Source organism: Streptomyces sp. NPDC007929 (assembly GCF_042959065.1).
Taxonomy (GTDB): Bacteria; Actinomycetota; Actinomycetes; order Streptomycetales; family Streptomycetaceae; genus Streptomyces.
The window spans coordinates 575,561-591,374 of record NZ_JBIBKD010000003.1 but is presented as its reverse complement, the minus strand read 5'-3'; the positions used below and the strand labels follow the sequence as shown (position 1 = coordinate 591,374).

Sequence of the window (15,814 nt, the reverse complement as noted above, 5' to 3'; positions counted from 1 at the left end):
CTGTGCAGAGATTAGGGGGGAACCGTGAAGCCTGGGGGCTGTTCAGATAAAGACCATGTTTCCGTTGATACGTGACTTCAGCCACTCAAGACCGTACGCAGCCGGTCAGGCTCGGTCGTCGGGGCGTCGCAGGTGAAGTTACGGCAGACGTACGCGGCCGGTTCACCGCCGACCAGCGGACGGTCCGCGAGCAGCGGGAACTCCTCGCTCTCCGGGGTGCCCACGGCGACCACCGCACCGGGCGCGGTGCCCAGAAGTGCCGTGCGGTGCAGGGTCCTTGTGCCCTCGTCGTCCAGCGCCGGACCCACGACCGCGACCTCGCGCGGACCGTCCAGCACCGCCTCCGCCGCGGCCAGCCCCCAGCCGATGAAGCGGGGCACCCGCGGCCCCAGCGCCTTCACGACGCCCAACGCCCGCTCGGCGGCGGTGCGGTGAGGTTCGGAGCCGGTGTGCGCGGCGTAACTCAGCAGGGCGTTCGCGGCCGCCGTCCAGCCTGACGGGGCCGCGTTGTCGGTCGGGTCCTGGGGACGGCGGATCAGCCGCTCGGCGTCGGCCGCGGTGTCGTACAGCGAGCCCGACTCGGGATCGGTGAAGCGGACCAGGACGTGATCGAGGAGGAACCCGGCGAACTCCAGCCAGACACCCTCCCCGGTGACGGAGGCGAGCGCGAGGAAGCCCTCCGCCACATCCGCGTAGTCCTCCAGGACACCGGCGTTGGCGCCGGCGTGGCCGTCCTTGCTGGTGCGGGTGAGGCGGGCCTGCTCGTCGAGGTGCAGCCGGACCAGGAGGTCGGCGGCGGCGACGGCGGCCTCGACCAGGTCGGGCCGGTCGAAGTAGGCTCCGGTCTCGGCGAGCGCGGCGATCGCGAGGCCGTTCCAGGCGGCGACGACCTTGTCGTCCCGGCCCGGCGCGGGACGCTCGGCCCGCGCCGCGAGCAGCCGCTCCCGGATCGAGGCGACCTTCTCCGCGTCGAACACACCGTCCCGCACGGGCAGTTGCAGCACGGACGCGCCCTCCTCGAACGTGCCCTCCTCGGTCACGCCGAAGACCTGCGCCGCCAGCTCGGCGTCCTGCTCGCCTAGGACCTCCCGCAACTGCCCGGGCGTCCACACGTAGTACGCGCCCTCGACGTGCCTGCCCGTGCCGTCGTCGCTGTCGGCGTCCAGCGCGGAGGCGAACCCGCCCTCGTTCGTGCGCAGTTCCCGCACCATGAAGTCGGCGGTCTCCAGGGCGACACGGCGCGCCAGGTCCGAGCCGGTGGCCCGCCAGAGGTGGGCGTACACCCGGCACAGCAGGGCGTTGTCGTACAGCATCTTCTCGAAGTGCGGCACGACCCAGTCGCGGTCGACGGAGTAGCGGGCGAAGCCGCCCCCGAGCTGGTCGTACATCCCGCCCCGGGCCATCCGCTCACAGGTGTCCCGCGCCATCTGCAAGGCCCCCTCGGCGCCGGTGCGGGCGTGGTGGCGCAGCAGGAACTCCAGCACCATGGACGGCGGGAACTTGGGCGCCCCGCCGAAACCGCCGCGCTGCGCGTCGTACTCGCGCGTCAGCGCGAGCAGCGCCTGCGCCAGCTCCTCGGCGCCGGGGGTCTGCGCGTCGCCGTAGGAGATCTCCCGCCCGGCCAGGTCCCGGACGATCTTCCCGGCGACCTCGGCCACCTCGTCCCGCCGCTCGTCCCACGCCTGGTGCACGCCCTGGAGCACCTGCCGGAACGAGGGCATGCCCTGGCGGGGGCCGGGCGGGAAGTACGTGCCGAAGTAGAACGGCTCGGCGTCCGGGGTGAGGAACACGGTCATGGGCCAGCCGCCCTGCCCGGTCGCCGCCTGCACGGCCTCCATGTAGACGGCGTCGACGTCGGGGCGCTCCTCGCGGTCGACCTTCACGCTCACGTAGTGCGCGTTGAGGTACTCGGCGGTCTGCTCGTCCTCGAAGGACTCGTGCGCCATGACGTGGCACCAGTGGCAGCTGCTGTATCCGACGCTGAGCAGGACGGGCACGTTCCGCTTGCGGGCCTCCTCGAAGGCCTCGGACGACCAGGGCCACCAGTCGACGGGGTTGTCGGCGTGCTGAAGGAGGTAGGGGGACGTCTCGTGCGCCAGTCGGTTCGGCATGGTGTCCATCCTGCCGCACGGCGGCCGCCCCGCCGCGGAACGCGTCCCGGTGCGCGGGTGAGCGGCTCGCGGGTCACCGGACCGCGTCCGTTGATCGTCGCCCCCTCGCGCTCACGCCTCCCACCAAGGACACTCGTAGGCACGGGAGTTGCCGCAGGAGTCGCAAGAGTTGCCGCCGGAGGGGGACCTGACATGCGGGACAGTCATCGGGCGGAGGCCGAGCGGCTGCTGGCGCGGGCCGTCGAGGAAGAGGTACGCCGCTCGGGCGGGCGCAGCGACGGGAACGTGCTGCTCGCCCGGGCGCGCGGAGGCCTCGACGCGATGGCGCGCAGCGCGTCCGAGGAGTACGAGGCCTACACGCGCGCCCTGGACGAGGCGGCGGCCGGACAGCTGACCTTCGGGCAGCGCTACGCCCGGGACGGCGCCGGGACACCCCTGCTGGTGGCCGGGGTGGCGGCGGTCGCGGCCGTGGCCGCCGACATGGCGCTGGGCACGGGGACCGGGACCGCTCTCGGGGCGGGTGTGACGGTGGGTGTCGTGGGGGCCGCGGCGACGGTGGTGAAGGTCGTCGGGTCGCATGTGCCGGCCGCGAGCCGACGCGCCGGGGCGGTGAGCCAGCCCGGCGGGCCCGAACAGCTGCGGCTCCAGTGGCTGACGGCGCTGGAGGTGCGGGGCATCCGGCCGTTCCTGGACCAGCAGCGGGTGCTCGCGGCCTCGACCGGGCCGAAGAGGACGGCACCGCGGCTGCGGGGCGCGGACAAGAGCGCGGCGGCGCGCGGGCGCAACGTACTGGAGCAGTCCTTCGCGCAGCTCCCCGACCCGGCGGAGCCGTTCGCGGGGCGGCGCACCGAGCTGGCGCAGATCCGGCAGTGGGTGCAGTCGGCCCGGGCGAGCACGGAGACCCAGCCGACCGTGGTCGTCCTGCACGGCACCCCGGGAAGCGGCCGCACGACCCTCGCGGTGCACGCCACGCACGATCTGAAGGACTACTTCCGCGGCGCCTGCGTCGTCGACCTGCGCGCCGACGGGCCGGGCGAGTCCCCGCTGTCCACCCGCGAGGCGCTGCTGCATCTGCTGAACCGGCTCGGCGCGCCCCGCGAGCAGCTGCTGTTCCGCGAGCGCTCCTCCCCCGACCAGCAGGTCAAACGACTGGGCGAGCTGTACCACCAGCATCTGACGGGCTTGCCGGTCACGGTCGTCCTCGACGACGCCTCGGACCCGGAGCAGATCCGCGCCCTGGTCCCGGAGCGGTCCGACAGCCTGGTGCTGGTCACCGCACGGGGCCCGCTGGAGCTGGAGGGCCTGCCCGCGCGGGTGCACCAGCTGGCGGTGGCGCCGCTGGACGCCGCGGGTGCGGAGGAGCTGCTGGGCGCGGCGGCCCAGGATCGTTCCGGGCCGTACGACGCGGAGTCCGCCGACCGGGTCCGGGAGCTGTGCGGCGGGCTGCCGCTGGCGCTGCGCATCGCGGGCTCGTGCCTGGGCCCGCGCTCCCCGCGCGCCCTGGCCACCGACCTCGACGCGTACGGCCCGGTCGAGCCGGTGGAGCGCGCCCTGTGGCTGCGCTACACCGACCAGCCGGAGACCGTACGGCGGCTGCTGCGCCGGCTGGCCCTGGCAGGGCGGGCCTCGCTGGGGGCCGCCGCTGCCGCCGCGCTGCTGGCCACGGACGAGGCGGAGGCCACACGCCACCTCCAGGTGCTGACCCGCGCCGGCCTGATCGACCATGTCCGGGGCGACCGCTACCGGCTGCACGACCTGGTCCGTTCCTTCGCCCAGGCCCGCCTGCTCGACGAGGAGGATCCGGCCGAGCGGACGGCGGCGCAGGAACGGCTGATCGTGAACTACGCCGAGCTGGCCGACTCGGTGCTGCGGATGGTCGACGGCAACATGTCGACCCGCACCAACCGCTTCAGCCCGTACGGCTTCACCTCCCTGGACGAGGCACTGCGCTGGCTGGACGACGAGTCGAGCTTCATCACGGCGGCGCTGCGGCACGCCGAGGGCGTGGACCAGGCGGCGGTGCTGAACCTCCTGGGCGCGCTGTGCGACTACTGCCTGCTGCGCGGCGACCTCTACCGCCTGGGCGAGATCAGCGAGCTGGCCCAGGCGGTGGACGAGGGGCTGCTGGTCCGCTCGGTGCAGTGGCGCACCGGCATCGCGGCACGGCAGCTCGGTGAACTGGACAAGGCCCGCACCACCCTCACCTCGGTCGTCGACCTCTACCGGGAGGCCCACCACGACGCCGGGGCCGCGCGTGCCCTGTGCTCCCTCGGCATCACCCTGCACCACCAGGGCAATCTCACGGAGGCGTCGGCGAAGCTCCGCGAGGCCCTGGCGTTGCAGGCCTCCGCCGAGCTGGCGACCGACCGGGCCTGGACGATGCACGCCCTGGCGGCCGTGGAACGCGACCGCGCCCACGTGGCGGAGGCCCTGCAGCTGCTGGAGGAGTCCCTGGTCCTGCACCGCCGGGGCGAGTCCGTGCACGGCCAGGCGTGGGCGCACTTCCAGCTAGGCCAGCTGGGGCTGCGCATGGGCGACGTACCGCGGGCCGAGTCGGAGCTGCGGGCGGCCCTGGAGCTGTACGGGCGCACCCGGGACGCCCGGGGCGAGGCCTGGGCCCTGACGCAGCTGGCCCGGGCGCTGCTGGTCGCGGGGGACGCGTCACCGGCGGTGGAGGAGCTGCGCGGGGCGGCCGCCCGGCACCGCGACAACGAGGACGCGCGCGGTGAGGCCTGGACGCTGTACTACCTGGGCCAGGCTCTGGAGGAGGCGGGCGATCTCGACCAGGCCGTCCGCGAGCTGGAGCGGGCCCGGACGATGTTCTCCCGGATGCGGGACGTCTACGGTCTGGCCTGCGCCCGCCACCACTCGGCCCGCGTCACCCGCGACCAGCGCGCGGCCCAGACCCTCTCCCTGCGCAACTCGGGCTTCGCCCGGCAGCTGCTCGTCGACGCCCGGGCCGACTTCCAGCGCATCGGCGTCACCCACGGCGAGGCCTGGACGTGCCTGGAACTGGCGGTCGTGGACGCGGGCAACGCCCGCACCCAGCAGGCCCTGGCCCTGTGCGACGAGGCGATCGGCCTGTTCGCCTCCTACGGCGACCGCCGCGGCGAGGACTGGGCCCGCTTCCTGCGCTGCACCCTCCTGCCCTACGCGGCCCCGGGCGGCACGGAGGTGGGCACGGCGGTGGCCCAGGAGGAACTCTCCCAGCTGTCCCGCACACCCCACCCCCTCCGCGACCGCAAGCTGGACGACTACCTCGACGCCTTCCAGCTCCTCCTGGAACGAGGCGTAACCCTGGAAGCAGGCTGGCAGGCCTGGCGCCTCGGCATGACCCCGAACCGGCATGCGCGCGAGGTGATGGGGGTGCCGGTGAAGCGGGAGGGGTAGGGACGGGGGTCCAGGGCCGCAGGACCGCAGGCCCGCGCCCGGAGGACCGGAGGCCGGGCGCCCGATGCCGGGGCCCGGGCCGGGGGCCGCAGGCCCAGAGGCCGGGGCCGGAGGCCGCAGGCCGCAGTCCGGAGGCCGGGCGCCAGGGGCCGGAGGCCGCAGGCCCAGAGGCCGGGCGCCAGAGGCCAGGGGGCCGGAGACCCGGGCCCGGGAAACCGGGGGCCCGGGGACCAGGGCCGGGGGCCCGGGGGCCGGGCGCAGGGGCCAGGGCCGGGGGCCCGAGGGCTAGGCGCCAGGGCCCGGGGCCGGAAGCCCGGGCCCGGGGGTGTTCGTTCAGGGAGGCTCCCGCCGGCGGTGGGTGGTGGTGGCCGCCGGCGGGTGGGGTCCCTGGTGGGGTCAGGCCTGCTTCTTGGGGGCCTGGCCGGAGGGCTCCGCCTTCGAGCGGGACGGCTCCGCCCCCGGCTGCTCCGGCAGCTCCGCCTGCTCCTGCTGGTCCGCCTTCGGGTCCGGGACCTGGGTGAAGTCGACGCGGTTCATGTGGCGGCTCATGGACTTCATCAGGGCCCACACCGCCAGGGCCATCGCCGCGAAGACGATGAAGCCGAGGACGCCGGGGGTGACCTTGTCCTCGTCGACCTCCTTGGCGAAGGAGACGAGGTGCGTCATTGCCAGGCTTGCGCTTGCGCTCATGTCAGGCATTGTCGCGGATGCCCGCGAAGAGGTCGTCCTCGGGGAGGGACGTATCGACGAGGGCCTTCGCCAGCTCGTACTCCTCCGTCGGCCAGACCTCCTTCTGGATCTCCATGGGCACCTTGAACCAGCCGCCGTCCGGATCGATCTGCGTGGCGTGGGCGATCAGCGCCTTGTCGCGGATCTCGTAGAACTCGGCGCACGGGATGTGCGTGGTGAGCGTGCGCTGCTTCATCCCGAACTCCTCCCAGCGCTTGAGCCAGTCCCCGTAGGGCGACTCCATGCCGCGGTCGAGCATCGCCTGGTGCAGGGCCTCGGTGCGCGGGCGGTTGAAGCCCTGGTTGTAGTAGAGCTTCTGCGGCTGGTAGGCGGGGCCGTACTCCGCCTCCGGGTACTTCTCGGTGTCCGCCGCCGACTCGAACGCCACCATGGAGATCTTGTGGGTCATGATGTGGTCGGGGTGCGGATAGCCGCCGTTCTCGTCGTACGTGGTGATCACCTGCGGACGGAACGCACGGATCTTGCGCACCAGCTCACCGGCCGCGTGATCCACGTCCTCCAGAGCGAAGCAGCCCTCCGGCAGCGGCGGCAGCGGGTCGCCCTCGGGCAGCCCCGAGTCGACGAAGCCGAGCCATTCCTGCTTGACGCCCAGGATCTCCCGGGCCTCGTCCATCTCCTTCTTGCGTACCTCGTGGATGTGCTCCTCGATGTACGCGTCGCCCTGGAGCTTCGGATTGAGGATGGAGCCCCGTTCCCCGCCCGTGCAGGTCACGACCAGCACGTCCACCCCCTCGGACACGTACTTCGCCATGGTCGCCGCGCCCTTGCTCGACTCGTCGTCGGGGTGTGCGTGAACGGCCATCAGTCGCAACTGGTCAGTCAAGACTCAATCCTCAGTAAGTCGGCGCCCTGTGTGCGTCGGCGCAATCAGCGGCTTCTATAGTGACCGAATCGGGGGGCGATTAATTCCGGGGCCCGCTCCCGGAGCCCCGCCCGGGACCCTCGTCCCGGCCCCTGCCAGGAGGACGATCATGAGCACGGCGAGCACGCGACCGCCCGAGGGCCGATACGGCCGCTCCTCGGACGAGCGCGCCGACCGCACCCTCAAGATCGTCGGCGCCGTCCTCGCCGTGGCGCTGCTGGGTCTCGTCGGCTGGTTCGGCTACCACTACGTCGCCAAGAACGAGATCAGCGCCGAGGTGATCAGCTTCGAGCCGGGCAAGGAGTCCGTGCGCGTGCACCTGGAGGTCCACAAGGACGCCGGCACCGACGGCTACTGCACCGTGCGCTCGCAGGCCGAGAACGGCGCCGAGGTCGGCCGGGCCGACTTCCGCTTCGACGGGGACGGGACCCGCATCGACAAGGTCGTCACGCTCCGCACGACCTCCCCGGGGACGACGGCCGAGCTGCTGGGCTGCCACACCGGCTGACAACAACCGGGCGTCACCTGGAATACGTACCGCGTGACCTGCATTGACGTGATTCTGGTGGCTTATGTCCTCCCCCTTGGGCCCTCGAATTGTTAGGCTCGTGGTTTCGCCCTTCCGTGAAGGAACATTCTTCTGGGTAGGGCGATGCTTTGTATTCCCAGTACCTACGAGGAGCACCTGTGACCCAGACCAGCGAGAACGTCACCTGGCTGACCCAGGAGGCGTACAACAAGCTCAAGGCTGAGCTTGAGCACCTTACTGGTCCCGCGCGGGCGGAGATCTCCGCGAAGATCGCCGCGGCGCGCGAAGAGGGCGACCTGCGTGAGAACGGCGGGTACCACGCGGCCAAGGAGGAGCAGGGCAAGCAGGAGCTCCGTGTGCGCCAGCTCACCCAGCTCCTCGAGAACGCCAAGGTCGGCGAGGCCCCCGCGGCGGACGGCGCGGTGGCTCCCGGCATGGTCGTCACGATCGCCTTCGACGGCGACGAGGACGACACCCTGACGTTCCTGCTCGCCTCCCGCGAGTACGCCAGCTCCGACATCGAGACGTACTCGCCGCAGTCCCCGCTGGGTACCGGCGTGATCGGCCACAAGGTCGGCGAGGACGCGGAGTACGAGCTGCCGAACGGCAAGAAGGCCCTGGTGAAGATCCTCAAGGCCGAGCCGTACGAGGGCTGAGCCGCCCCCTTCGACGTGACCTGGTCTGCCCCCGGTGCCGCAGCGGCGCCGGGGGCATTCTCATGCCGTCGCCGAGCGGTACTTACGCACCGCCAGGGTCCGGAAGACCACCAGGATCAGGATCGAGTAGATCAGCGAGGCCCAGACGGGGTGCTGCATGGGCCAGGCGTCCGACGGGGACTGGCCCGGGTTGGCGAACAGCACCCGGCAGGCCTGCACCGTGGCACTGAAGGGGTTCCACTCGGCGATGTGGCGCAGCCAGGGGGTCATATGGCTGGTGTCCACGAACGCGTTGGAGATGAACGTGACCGGGAAGAGCCAGATCAGGCCACTGGACGTGGCCGCCTCGGGGGTCCGGACGGACATGCCGATCAGGGCGCCGATCCAGGTGAACGCGTAACCGAGCAGGAGCAGCAGGCCGAAGGCGGCGAGGACCTTGGCGGCGTTGGTGCTGCCGTCCGAGCCGACGCGCCAGCCGACCAGCAGGGCGACCACGGCGAGAACCACCAGGGTCAGGGCCGTCTGCACGGAGTCGGCGAGGGTGCGGCCGGTGAGCACCGCGCCGCGTGCCATGGGCAGGGAGCGGAAGCGGTCGATGAGGCCCTTGTGCATGTCGTCGGCGATACCTGCGCCGGAGCTGGCGGTGGCGAAGGTGACGGTCTGCGCGAAGATGCCCGCCATCAGGAAGTTCTTGTAGTCGGCGGCGCTGGTGCTGTTGCCGATCTGCATGGAGCCGCCGAAGACGTAGGTGAACAGCACCACGAACATGATCGGCTGGATCAGCCCGTAGATGATCATCTCGGGGATCCGGGACATGCGGATCAGGTTGCGTTTGGCGACGACCATCGAGTCCCGGATGGACTGGCTGACCGGGTTCGCGGTGGGCGCGACCCGCACGGTGTCGGTGACGGCGCTCACTGGGCGGCCTCCTTGTCGTTCTCCTGGTCCTTGATCTCGGCCACGTGTCCTGTCAGGGAGAGGAAGACGTCGTCGAGGGTGGGCCTGCGCAGGCCGATGTCGTCGATCTCGATGCCCCGGGTGTCCAGCTCCCGGATGACCTCGGCGAGGAGCTTGGCGCCGCCGGTGACGGGGGCGGTGAGCTTGCGCATGTGCTCCTCGACCGTGGTCTCGCCCTTGCCGAAGCCGGCGAGGACCTCGGCGGCGGCCTGGATGTGCTCGCGCTGGTGCACCACGACCTCGACGCGCTCGCCTCCGGTGCGCGCCTTGAGCTGGTCGGAGGTGCCCTTGGCGATGACCTTGCCGTGGTCGACCACCGCGATGTCGTGCGCCAGGTGGTCGGCCTCCTCCAGGTACTGCGTGGTGAGCAGCAGCGTGGTGCCGCCGGAGACGAGCTGCTTGATGACCTCCCACAGCTGCTGGCGGTTGCGGGGGTCGAGGCCGGTCGTCGGCTCGTCCATGAACATCACGGGCGGTGAGACGACCAGGGCCGCCGCGAGGTCGAGGCGGCGGCGCATGCCGCCCGAGTAGGTCTTGGTGGGGCGGTCGGCGGCGTCCGCGAGGTGGAACTGCTCCAGCAGTTCGGCCGCGCGCTCCTTCGCCGCCTTGGCCCGCATCTGGTAGAGCTGGCCGACCATCTGGAGGTTCTCCCGGCCGGTCAGATATTCGTCGACGGCCGCGAACTGGCCGGACAGCCCGATGGAGCGGCGGACCGCGTCGGGCTGCTTGAGCACGTCGATGCCCGCGACGACCGCCCGCCCGCTGTCGGGGCGCAGCAGGGTGGTCAGGCAGCGGACGGTGGTGGTCTTGCCCGCGCCGTTCGGCCCGAGCAGGCCGAGGACCGTGCCTTCGGGCACGTCCAGGTCGACGCCGTCCAAGGCCTTTACGTCACCGAAGGTCTTGACCAGACCTTCGGCGTAGATGGCGCCTGGCATATGAGTCTCCACGTCTTCGGGGATGACCGGACAGACGTCCGGTGAGGCTTCTCACCGACACACCATAACGCGATGTATCGCGTCTCACAATGAGTTTTTCCGCGTTGCTCTCCGTGAGACGAAAGGATCTTGAACCAGGTCTCGAACCGGGGCATGGACGGGTTCGGGGACCGTCTCGCGACCGGGGCGGGAGCCCGCTCAGCCGATGACCGTGTAGCCCGCCTCGCGCAGCGCCTGACCCACCTCGGCGCAGTGCGCCGGGCCCTTCGTCTCCAGGTGCAGCTCGACCTCCGCCTCCGTGAGCCCGAGCCGCGGATCGGTTCGGACGTGGCTCACATCGAGGACGTTAGCGTCGACCACTGACAACGCGCCCAGAAGAGTGGCGAGAGCGCCGGGCCGGTCCGTCAGCCGCAACCGGACCGCCAGGTAGCGGCCCTGCGCGGCCATGCCGTGCCGCAGCACCCGCTCCATCAGCACCGGATCGACGTTGCCGCCGGACAGCACAGCCACGACCGGCCCCTCGAAGACACCCGGCTCGCTCAGCAGCGCCGCGACCGGGCTCGCCCCGGCCGGTTCGACGACCAGCTTGGCCCGCTCCAGGCACAGCAGCAGCGCGGCGGACAGCTCGTCCTCGCTGACCGTGCGCACCTCGTCGACCAGCTCGCCGACGATCCCGAACGGCACGTCACCGGGCCGCCCCACCTTGATGCCGTCGGCCATCGTCGCCGGGTTCTCGACCGACACCGGCCGGCCCGCCGCCAGCGAGGGCGGATAGGCCGCCGCGCCCGCCGCCTGCACACCCACCACTCGCACGTCAGGCCGCAGCGCCTTCACCGCCACCGCGATCCCGGCGGCCAGCCCGCCCCCGCCGACGCCGACCAGGATCGTCCGCACCTCGGGGCACTGCTCCAGGATCTCCAGACCCACCGTGCCCTGGCCCGCGATGATGTCGGGGTGGTCGAAGGGGTGGATGAACACCGCGCCCGTCTCCGCCGCGTACTCCTGCGCCGCGGCCAGCGTCTCGTCGACCACCTGGCCGTGCAGCCGCACCTCGGCGCCGTACTCCCGGGTGGCACTGACCTTGGGCAGGGGGGCGCCCTTCGGCATGAACACCGTCGAACGCACGCCGAGCAGGGCGGACGCGAGGGCGACGCCCTGCGCGTGGTTGCCGGCGCTGGCGGCGACGACACCGGCGGCGCGCTCCTCGGGGAGCAGACCGGCGATCCGGACGTACGCGCCGCGCAGCTTGAACGAGCCGGTCCGCTGGAGGTTCTCGCACTTGAGGTGCACCGGAGCGCCGACCGTCTGGGACAGGTGCCTGCTGCCCTCCATCGCGGTCACCCGCGCCACACCCGAGAGCATCTTCTGCGCGCCGCGCACGTCGTCGAGGGTGACGGGCCGAAAGGAGTCAGCCGTGCTGTAGCTCATGACTCCAGCATCGCAGTTCACAGGCGGGAACGACCGTTGTGACCAACCTCCGAGACCCGCTTTGCGCAGCGCCGGTACGGCCCGCCTTCCAGCCGCGTACCCTGTCCCCCAATCTGCCAGCCCTCCACGAAGTGAGCCCCCGGCCATGCCCACAACACCTGAAATGTCGATGGACATGACGACCGTCGGTGACACCGGTCTTCTCGACACGCTGCAGCACGAGGTGGCGCTGTTCGCCCGCCGTGCCGAACAGACCCGGCTCGGTGGAGTCGGGCAGGTGCGCAACTCCATGGACCGCGCCGCGTATCTGCTGCTCAACCGCCTCGACAAAGAAGGCCCGATGGGCGTCAAGGCACTCGCCGCGAGCATGGGGATCGACTCGTCGACGGTCACCCGGCAGGTGGCTCCCCTCGTCGACACCGGCCTGGTCAAGCGCACCTCCCACCCCGAGGACGGGCGCGCGGTGGTACTCCAGCTGTCCCCGCGCGGGCAGGCCCGGCTGGAGGAAGTGCGCTCCTCCCGGCGCCAGTTGATGGCCGAGCTGACCCACGACTGGGAGCCCGACGAGCGCGAGGCGTTCTGCGGCCTCCTCACCCGCTTCAACACCGCGCTGTCCTCCCGGATGACGGCACAGGGGGTCCCCGGGCCAGAGGCTCAGCCGGAGTCGTGACCGGCCGCGGCGGCGCCGTTGCGCACCGGATCCCGTGCCGCCGTCCGGGCCGTACGCGTGCGTGGCGCCGTCAAGAGCCGTGCGCGGCTCTTGACCTCGGGGCCGTGTCTGGCCTGATATGAGACCGGGCCCCGCCGCGCGCGGCCGGGTGCCCGCATCCTCAGGGTCGCCGTCAGGCGGGAGGCGCGGTGCTGGAGCGGCATGCGTCCCGGGCCGCGCGTCACGCCCGGGAGTTCGAGGCGTTCGTCGCGGGCGCGGCCGGGCGGCTGCTGCACGCCGCCACCCTGCTCACCGCCGAGCCCCCCGACGACAACCCGCGCGCGCGGCGCCTGCTGACGCTGTCGCTGGCGCACACCTACGCGTCCTGGGACCGGCTGCACGGCGAGGACCCCTACGACCGCACCCGCCAGTACCTGGTGACCCGCTTCGCGCGCGGCACATGGCACCACTACGGCGCGCTCGGCCGCTCCCGGCCGGATCCCGCGAGCCCCCTGGCGCCGCTCACCCCCCAGGAACGGCTGATCCTGGTCCTCAGGCTCTACGAGGGCGTGGCCGAGGAGCAGACGGCGGCCCTGCTGGGCCTGTCCCCCGAGCGGGTGCGGGCGATCCGCCACCGGGCGATGTCGGTCCTGCTGCACCGGCAGCGGGGCCCGGCGCCCGCGATGACCGCCGCGAAGGCGGCGCGGTCATGAGATCCGACGGCCGCCAAGGCGGTGCGGTGATGAGCCCGTCCGGCGATCGGAGAGCGGCATGAGCGGGAACGACCGGGAGGCGGCCGTACGGCGGCTCCTGGAGCAGACGCCGCGGCCGGTGCCACCCGAGATCCACACCGAGGCGGTACGCCGCGGCGGGCGCATGCTGCGGCGCAGGACGCTCACCCGCCGCCTGCTGTGGCTGCTGCTGCTCACGGCGGCCGTGGCGTTCACCGTGTGGGCGCTGACCGCCCGCCCGTGGGTGGAGCCGCCGTCCGAGACGACCCCACCCCTCACCGGCTGGTGACCCCGCGAGGGGAGCCCGGCTAGCCGAGCGCCTGCTGGAGGTCTTCCAGCAGGTCGTCGGGGTTCTCGATGCCGACGGACAGCCGCACCAGGTCGGCCGGGACCTCCAGAGCCGAACCGGCCACGGAGGCGTGCGTCATCCGGCCGGGGTGCTCGATCAGCGACTCGACACCGCCCAGGGACTCGCCCAGCGTGAAGATCTTCGCCCGGTTGCACACCTCGACGGCCGCCTCCTCGCCGCCCGCGACCCGGAAGGAGACCATGCCGCCGAACGACTTCATCTGCTTGGCGGCGACCTCGTGCCCGGGGTGCTCCGGCAGACCCGGGTACAGCACGCTGCTCACGCGCGCGTGCCGCGTGAGCATGTCGGCGACCTTGACGGCGTTCTCGCTGTGCCGGTCCATGCGCACGGAGAGGGTCTTGGTGCCGCGCAGCACCAGCCAGGAGTCGAAGGGCCCGGCGACCGCGCCCATCGCGTTCTGGTGGAAGGCCAGTTCCTCCCCGAGGCCGGCGTCGGCGGTGACCAGGGCGCCGCCGACGACGTCGGAGTGACCGCCCATGTACTTGGTCAGCGAGTGCACGACGACGTCCGCGCCCAGCGACAGCGGCTGCTGGAGGTAGGGCGTGGCGAAGGTGTTGTCGACGACGAGGCGGGCGCCCGCGTCCCGGGCGACCTGGGCGACGGCGGCGATGTCGGTGATGCCGAGCAGCGGGTTGGAGGGGGTCTCCACCCAGACGACCTTGGTCTTCGGGGTGAGGGCGGCCCGCACCGCGGCCGGGTCGCTGGTGTCGGCGACCGACCACTCCACGCCCCAGCGGGCGACGACCTTGGCGAACAGGCGGAACGTGCCGCCGTAGGCGTCGTTCGGGATGACCACGTGGTCCCCGGGGGTGAGCAGCGTACGCAGCAGGCAGTCCTCGGCCGCCAGCCCGGACGCGAACGCGAGGCCGCGGCTGCCGCCCTCCAGGGCGGCGAGGTTTTCCTCCAGCGCGGTCCTGGTGGGATTGGCGCTGCGGCTGTACTCGTAGCCGCCGCGCAGTCCGCCGACGCCGTCCTGCTTGTAGGTCGAGACCTGGTAGATCGGCGGGACGACCGCGCCCGTCAGGGGGTCGGCGGTGTTGCCCGCGTGGATCGCGAGCGTCTCGAAATGCTGACTGATGTGCCTGTCGCTCATGAGCACCGAGGGTAGTGCGCCGACGCGAAGCGTGCGGGGGGACGGAACGAGCCGGAGTTTTCCACAGGGCCGGGTTTTCCACCGGGCGGAGGGGGCGCGTGTCAGGAGTTTTCCACAGCTTCCGGGAGCAGGTTGGCCAATTGTCGGCGCGGTCTGGTTCGCTTGACGCATGGAGATTCTGTGGGTCCTGATCGCGCTGGTCATGCTGGGCTTCGTGCTGCTCCCCTTCCTGCGGCGCAAGCGCGGTGGTGCGATAGGGCTGGTCTCGCCCGACCACCCGGACGCCGCGGACCCCGCGAACTACGGCTTCGTCCGCGAGGAGGAGCTCGACATCCGCATGCCCGGCCCCGACCAGGACCTGCTGGACGTCCTGGACGTGGTGCAGAGCACGCAGGACTACCGCGCCGCCCAGCAGCTCCTGGCGGGCACCGAGTCGGAGGGCGAGCGGCGCTGGCAGCGGGTGCAGGCCTTCGCGGGCGCGGCCTCGCTGGAGCTGTCGCGGCGGCCCGGCGGGGTGAGCGAGACGCCGGGCGGGCAGTGGCTGCGCGTATGGCGGTCCGAGGCACCCAAGGACGCGGGCGGTGCCGCGGTGCACGCGGAGTTCCTGGTGCAGCAGGCGTGGCGGACGGCGACGCCGGGCACGGACGAGTTCCGGATCATCATGGAGGAGGCGCGGACGGCGTGCGGCGAGGCGGCGCTGCTCGCCCCCGGTGACCCGATCCCGTACATCGTGGAGCTGTCGGTGGCCCGCGGGCTCGGCTACGCGCAGAAGGACTTCGAGCAGGTCTGGCTGAAGATCCTGGACCGCGCCCCGGCCCATATGGGGGCGCACCTGGCCGCGCTGCACTACTGGTGCGAGAAGTGGCACGGTTCCCGCGCCGAGGCGTACGCGTTCGCCGAGGCCGCCGCGGCCCGGGCGCCCCGGGGCTCCCTGCTCTCGGCGATGCCGCTCTTCGCCGTGTTCGAGCACCTGCCCGAGGTGACCATGGTCGCGAGCTTCTGGCAGAGCGAGGTCGTCACGAAGGCGATGCACGGCGCGCTGCACGCGGTGCACTCGGCCCGCCCCGACGACCCGATGCTGGCGCATGTGCGGCACCTGCTGGTCTTCTTCCTGGTCCGCAGTGAGCGCTGGTCGGAGGCCATGAACCAGCTGATACACATCGACGGCCACGTGGGTGCCCTGCCCTGGACCCTGTCGGCCGACCCGGCGGCGGAGTTCGCGGTGTACCGGGCGCTGGCGGTGGCGGGCTTCGAGGCGAACGGCGGCAGCCCGGCGAGCCTGCCGCACTGAGTCCCGACCGGGGCCCGGCCTGCGCCCCGCCCTAGCGGCCGCGCCGGAATTCCGGGCGGGCG

The 15,814-nt window shown here is 72.2% G+C and carries 14 protein-coding genes; 7 read left to right on the top strand and 7 right to left on the bottom strand.

Features of this window, described 5'->3' with window-relative positions; all coding sequences use genetic code 11:
* Positions 1-77 precede the first annotated feature (77 nt).
* On the bottom strand, positions 78-2,111 hold the full coding sequence (locus ACFZDE_RS12360; protein ID WP_391199646.1) for a DUF255 domain-containing protein: 2,034 nt from the start codon (positions 2,109-2,111) through the stop codon (positions 78-80).
* Positions 2,112-2,303: 192 nt separating this feature from the next.
* On the opposite strand from ACFZDE_RS12360, the gene ACFZDE_RS12355 reads away from it, so the two are divergent.
* On the top strand, positions 2,304-5,501 hold the full coding sequence (locus tag ACFZDE_RS12355; protein ID WP_391199644.1) for a tetratricopeptide repeat protein: 3,198 nt from the start codon (positions 2,304-2,306) through the stop codon (positions 5,499-5,501).
* 396 nt (positions 5,502-5,897) lie between these two features.
* On the opposite strand, the gene ACFZDE_RS12350 is transcribed toward ACFZDE_RS12355, so the two are convergent.
* Together ACFZDE_RS12350 and mca are read right to left on the bottom strand one after the other, a co-directional pair.
* Positions 5,898-6,200 (bottom strand): hypothetical protein, encoded by a 303-nt coding sequence (locus ACFZDE_RS12350; RefSeq protein WP_390993583.1) that lies wholly within the window; start codon positions 6,198-6,200, stop codon positions 5,898-5,900.
* On the bottom strand, positions 6,193-7,074 hold the full coding sequence (mca, locus tag ACFZDE_RS12345; RefSeq protein WP_102908134.1) for a mycothiol conjugate amidase Mca: 882 nt from the start codon (positions 7,072-7,074) through the stop codon (positions 6,193-6,195). The genes ACFZDE_RS12350 and mca overlap by 8 nt, the downstream gene beginning before the upstream one ends.
* Positions 7,075-7,222: 148 nt before the next feature.
* Here mca and ACFZDE_RS12340 point away from each other — a divergent pair, with 148 nt between their 5' ends.
* Together ACFZDE_RS12340 and greA are read left to right on the top strand one after the other, a co-directional pair.
* Positions 7,223-7,621 carry a DUF4307 domain-containing protein gene (locus tag ACFZDE_RS12340; protein WP_391199642.1) on the top strand — a complete coding sequence of 133 codons (399 nt, stop codon included), beginning with the start codon at positions 7,223-7,225 and terminating at the stop codon, positions 7,619-7,621.
* A 179-nt stretch (positions 7,622-7,800) separates the two neighbouring features.
* Positions 7,801-8,298, top strand: a complete 498-nt coding sequence (greA, locus tag ACFZDE_RS12335; protein ID WP_031104770.1) for a transcription elongation factor GreA — start codon at positions 7,801-7,803, stop codon at positions 8,296-8,298.
* 60 nt (positions 8,299-8,358) lie between these two features.
* On the opposite strand, the gene ACFZDE_RS12330 is transcribed toward greA, so the two are convergent.
* The 3 genes from ACFZDE_RS12330 to ilvA all read right to left on the bottom strand — a co-directional run bounded on the left by ACFZDE_RS12330 (position 8,359) and on the right by ilvA (position 11,618).
* Complete coding sequence (locus tag ACFZDE_RS12330) at positions 8,359-9,216, bottom strand: ABC transporter permease (RefSeq protein WP_189591729.1); 858 nt, start codon at positions 9,214-9,216, stop codon at positions 8,359-8,361.
* Positions 9,213-10,190 (bottom strand): ATP-binding cassette domain-containing protein, encoded by a 978-nt coding sequence (locus ACFZDE_RS12325; protein ID WP_350701062.1) that lies wholly within the window; start codon positions 10,188-10,190, stop codon positions 9,213-9,215. The genes ACFZDE_RS12330 and ACFZDE_RS12325 overlap by 4 nt, the downstream gene beginning before the upstream one ends.
* A gap of 198 nt (positions 10,191-10,388) precedes the next feature.
* Positions 10,389-11,618, bottom strand: coding sequence for a threonine ammonia-lyase (gene ilvA, locus ACFZDE_RS12320; protein WP_391199639.1), 1,230 nt, complete (start codon positions 11,616-11,618; stop codon positions 10,389-10,391).
* Between the two features lie 163 nt (positions 11,619-11,781).
* Between ilvA and ACFZDE_RS12315 the strand changes: the two genes are divergently transcribed.
* From ACFZDE_RS12315 to ACFZDE_RS12305, 3 genes are all read left to right on the top strand, one after another.
* Entirely contained in the window at positions 11,782-12,288 is a 507-nt protein-coding gene (locus ACFZDE_RS12315) for a MarR family transcriptional regulator (RefSeq protein WP_390993575.1), read from the top strand.
* A gap of 188 nt (positions 12,289-12,476) precedes the next feature.
* Entirely contained in the window at positions 12,477-12,980 is a 504-nt protein-coding gene (locus ACFZDE_RS12310; RefSeq protein WP_390993573.1) for a sigma factor-like helix-turn-helix DNA-binding protein, read from the top strand.
* Positions 12,981-13,038: 58 nt separating this feature from the next.
* Entirely contained in the window at positions 13,039-13,287 is a 249-nt protein-coding gene (locus ACFZDE_RS12305; RefSeq protein WP_390993571.1) for a hypothetical protein, read from the top strand.
* A gap of 19 nt (positions 13,288-13,306) precedes the next feature.
* On the opposite strand, the gene ACFZDE_RS12300 is transcribed toward ACFZDE_RS12305, so the two are convergent.
* Positions 13,307-14,461: a cystathionine gamma-synthase gene (locus ACFZDE_RS12300; RefSeq protein ID WP_391199637.1), complete on the bottom strand. Its 1,155-nt coding sequence runs from the start codon at positions 14,459-14,461 to the stop codon at positions 13,307-13,309.
* A gap of 169 nt (positions 14,462-14,630) precedes the next feature.
* Between ACFZDE_RS12300 and ACFZDE_RS12295 the strand changes: the two genes are divergently transcribed.
* Positions 14,631-15,752 (top strand): hypothetical protein, encoded by a 1,122-nt coding sequence (locus ACFZDE_RS12295; protein WP_390993567.1) that lies wholly within the window; start codon positions 14,631-14,633, stop codon positions 15,750-15,752.
* The last annotated feature ends 62 nt before the right edge of the window (positions 15,753-15,814 follow it).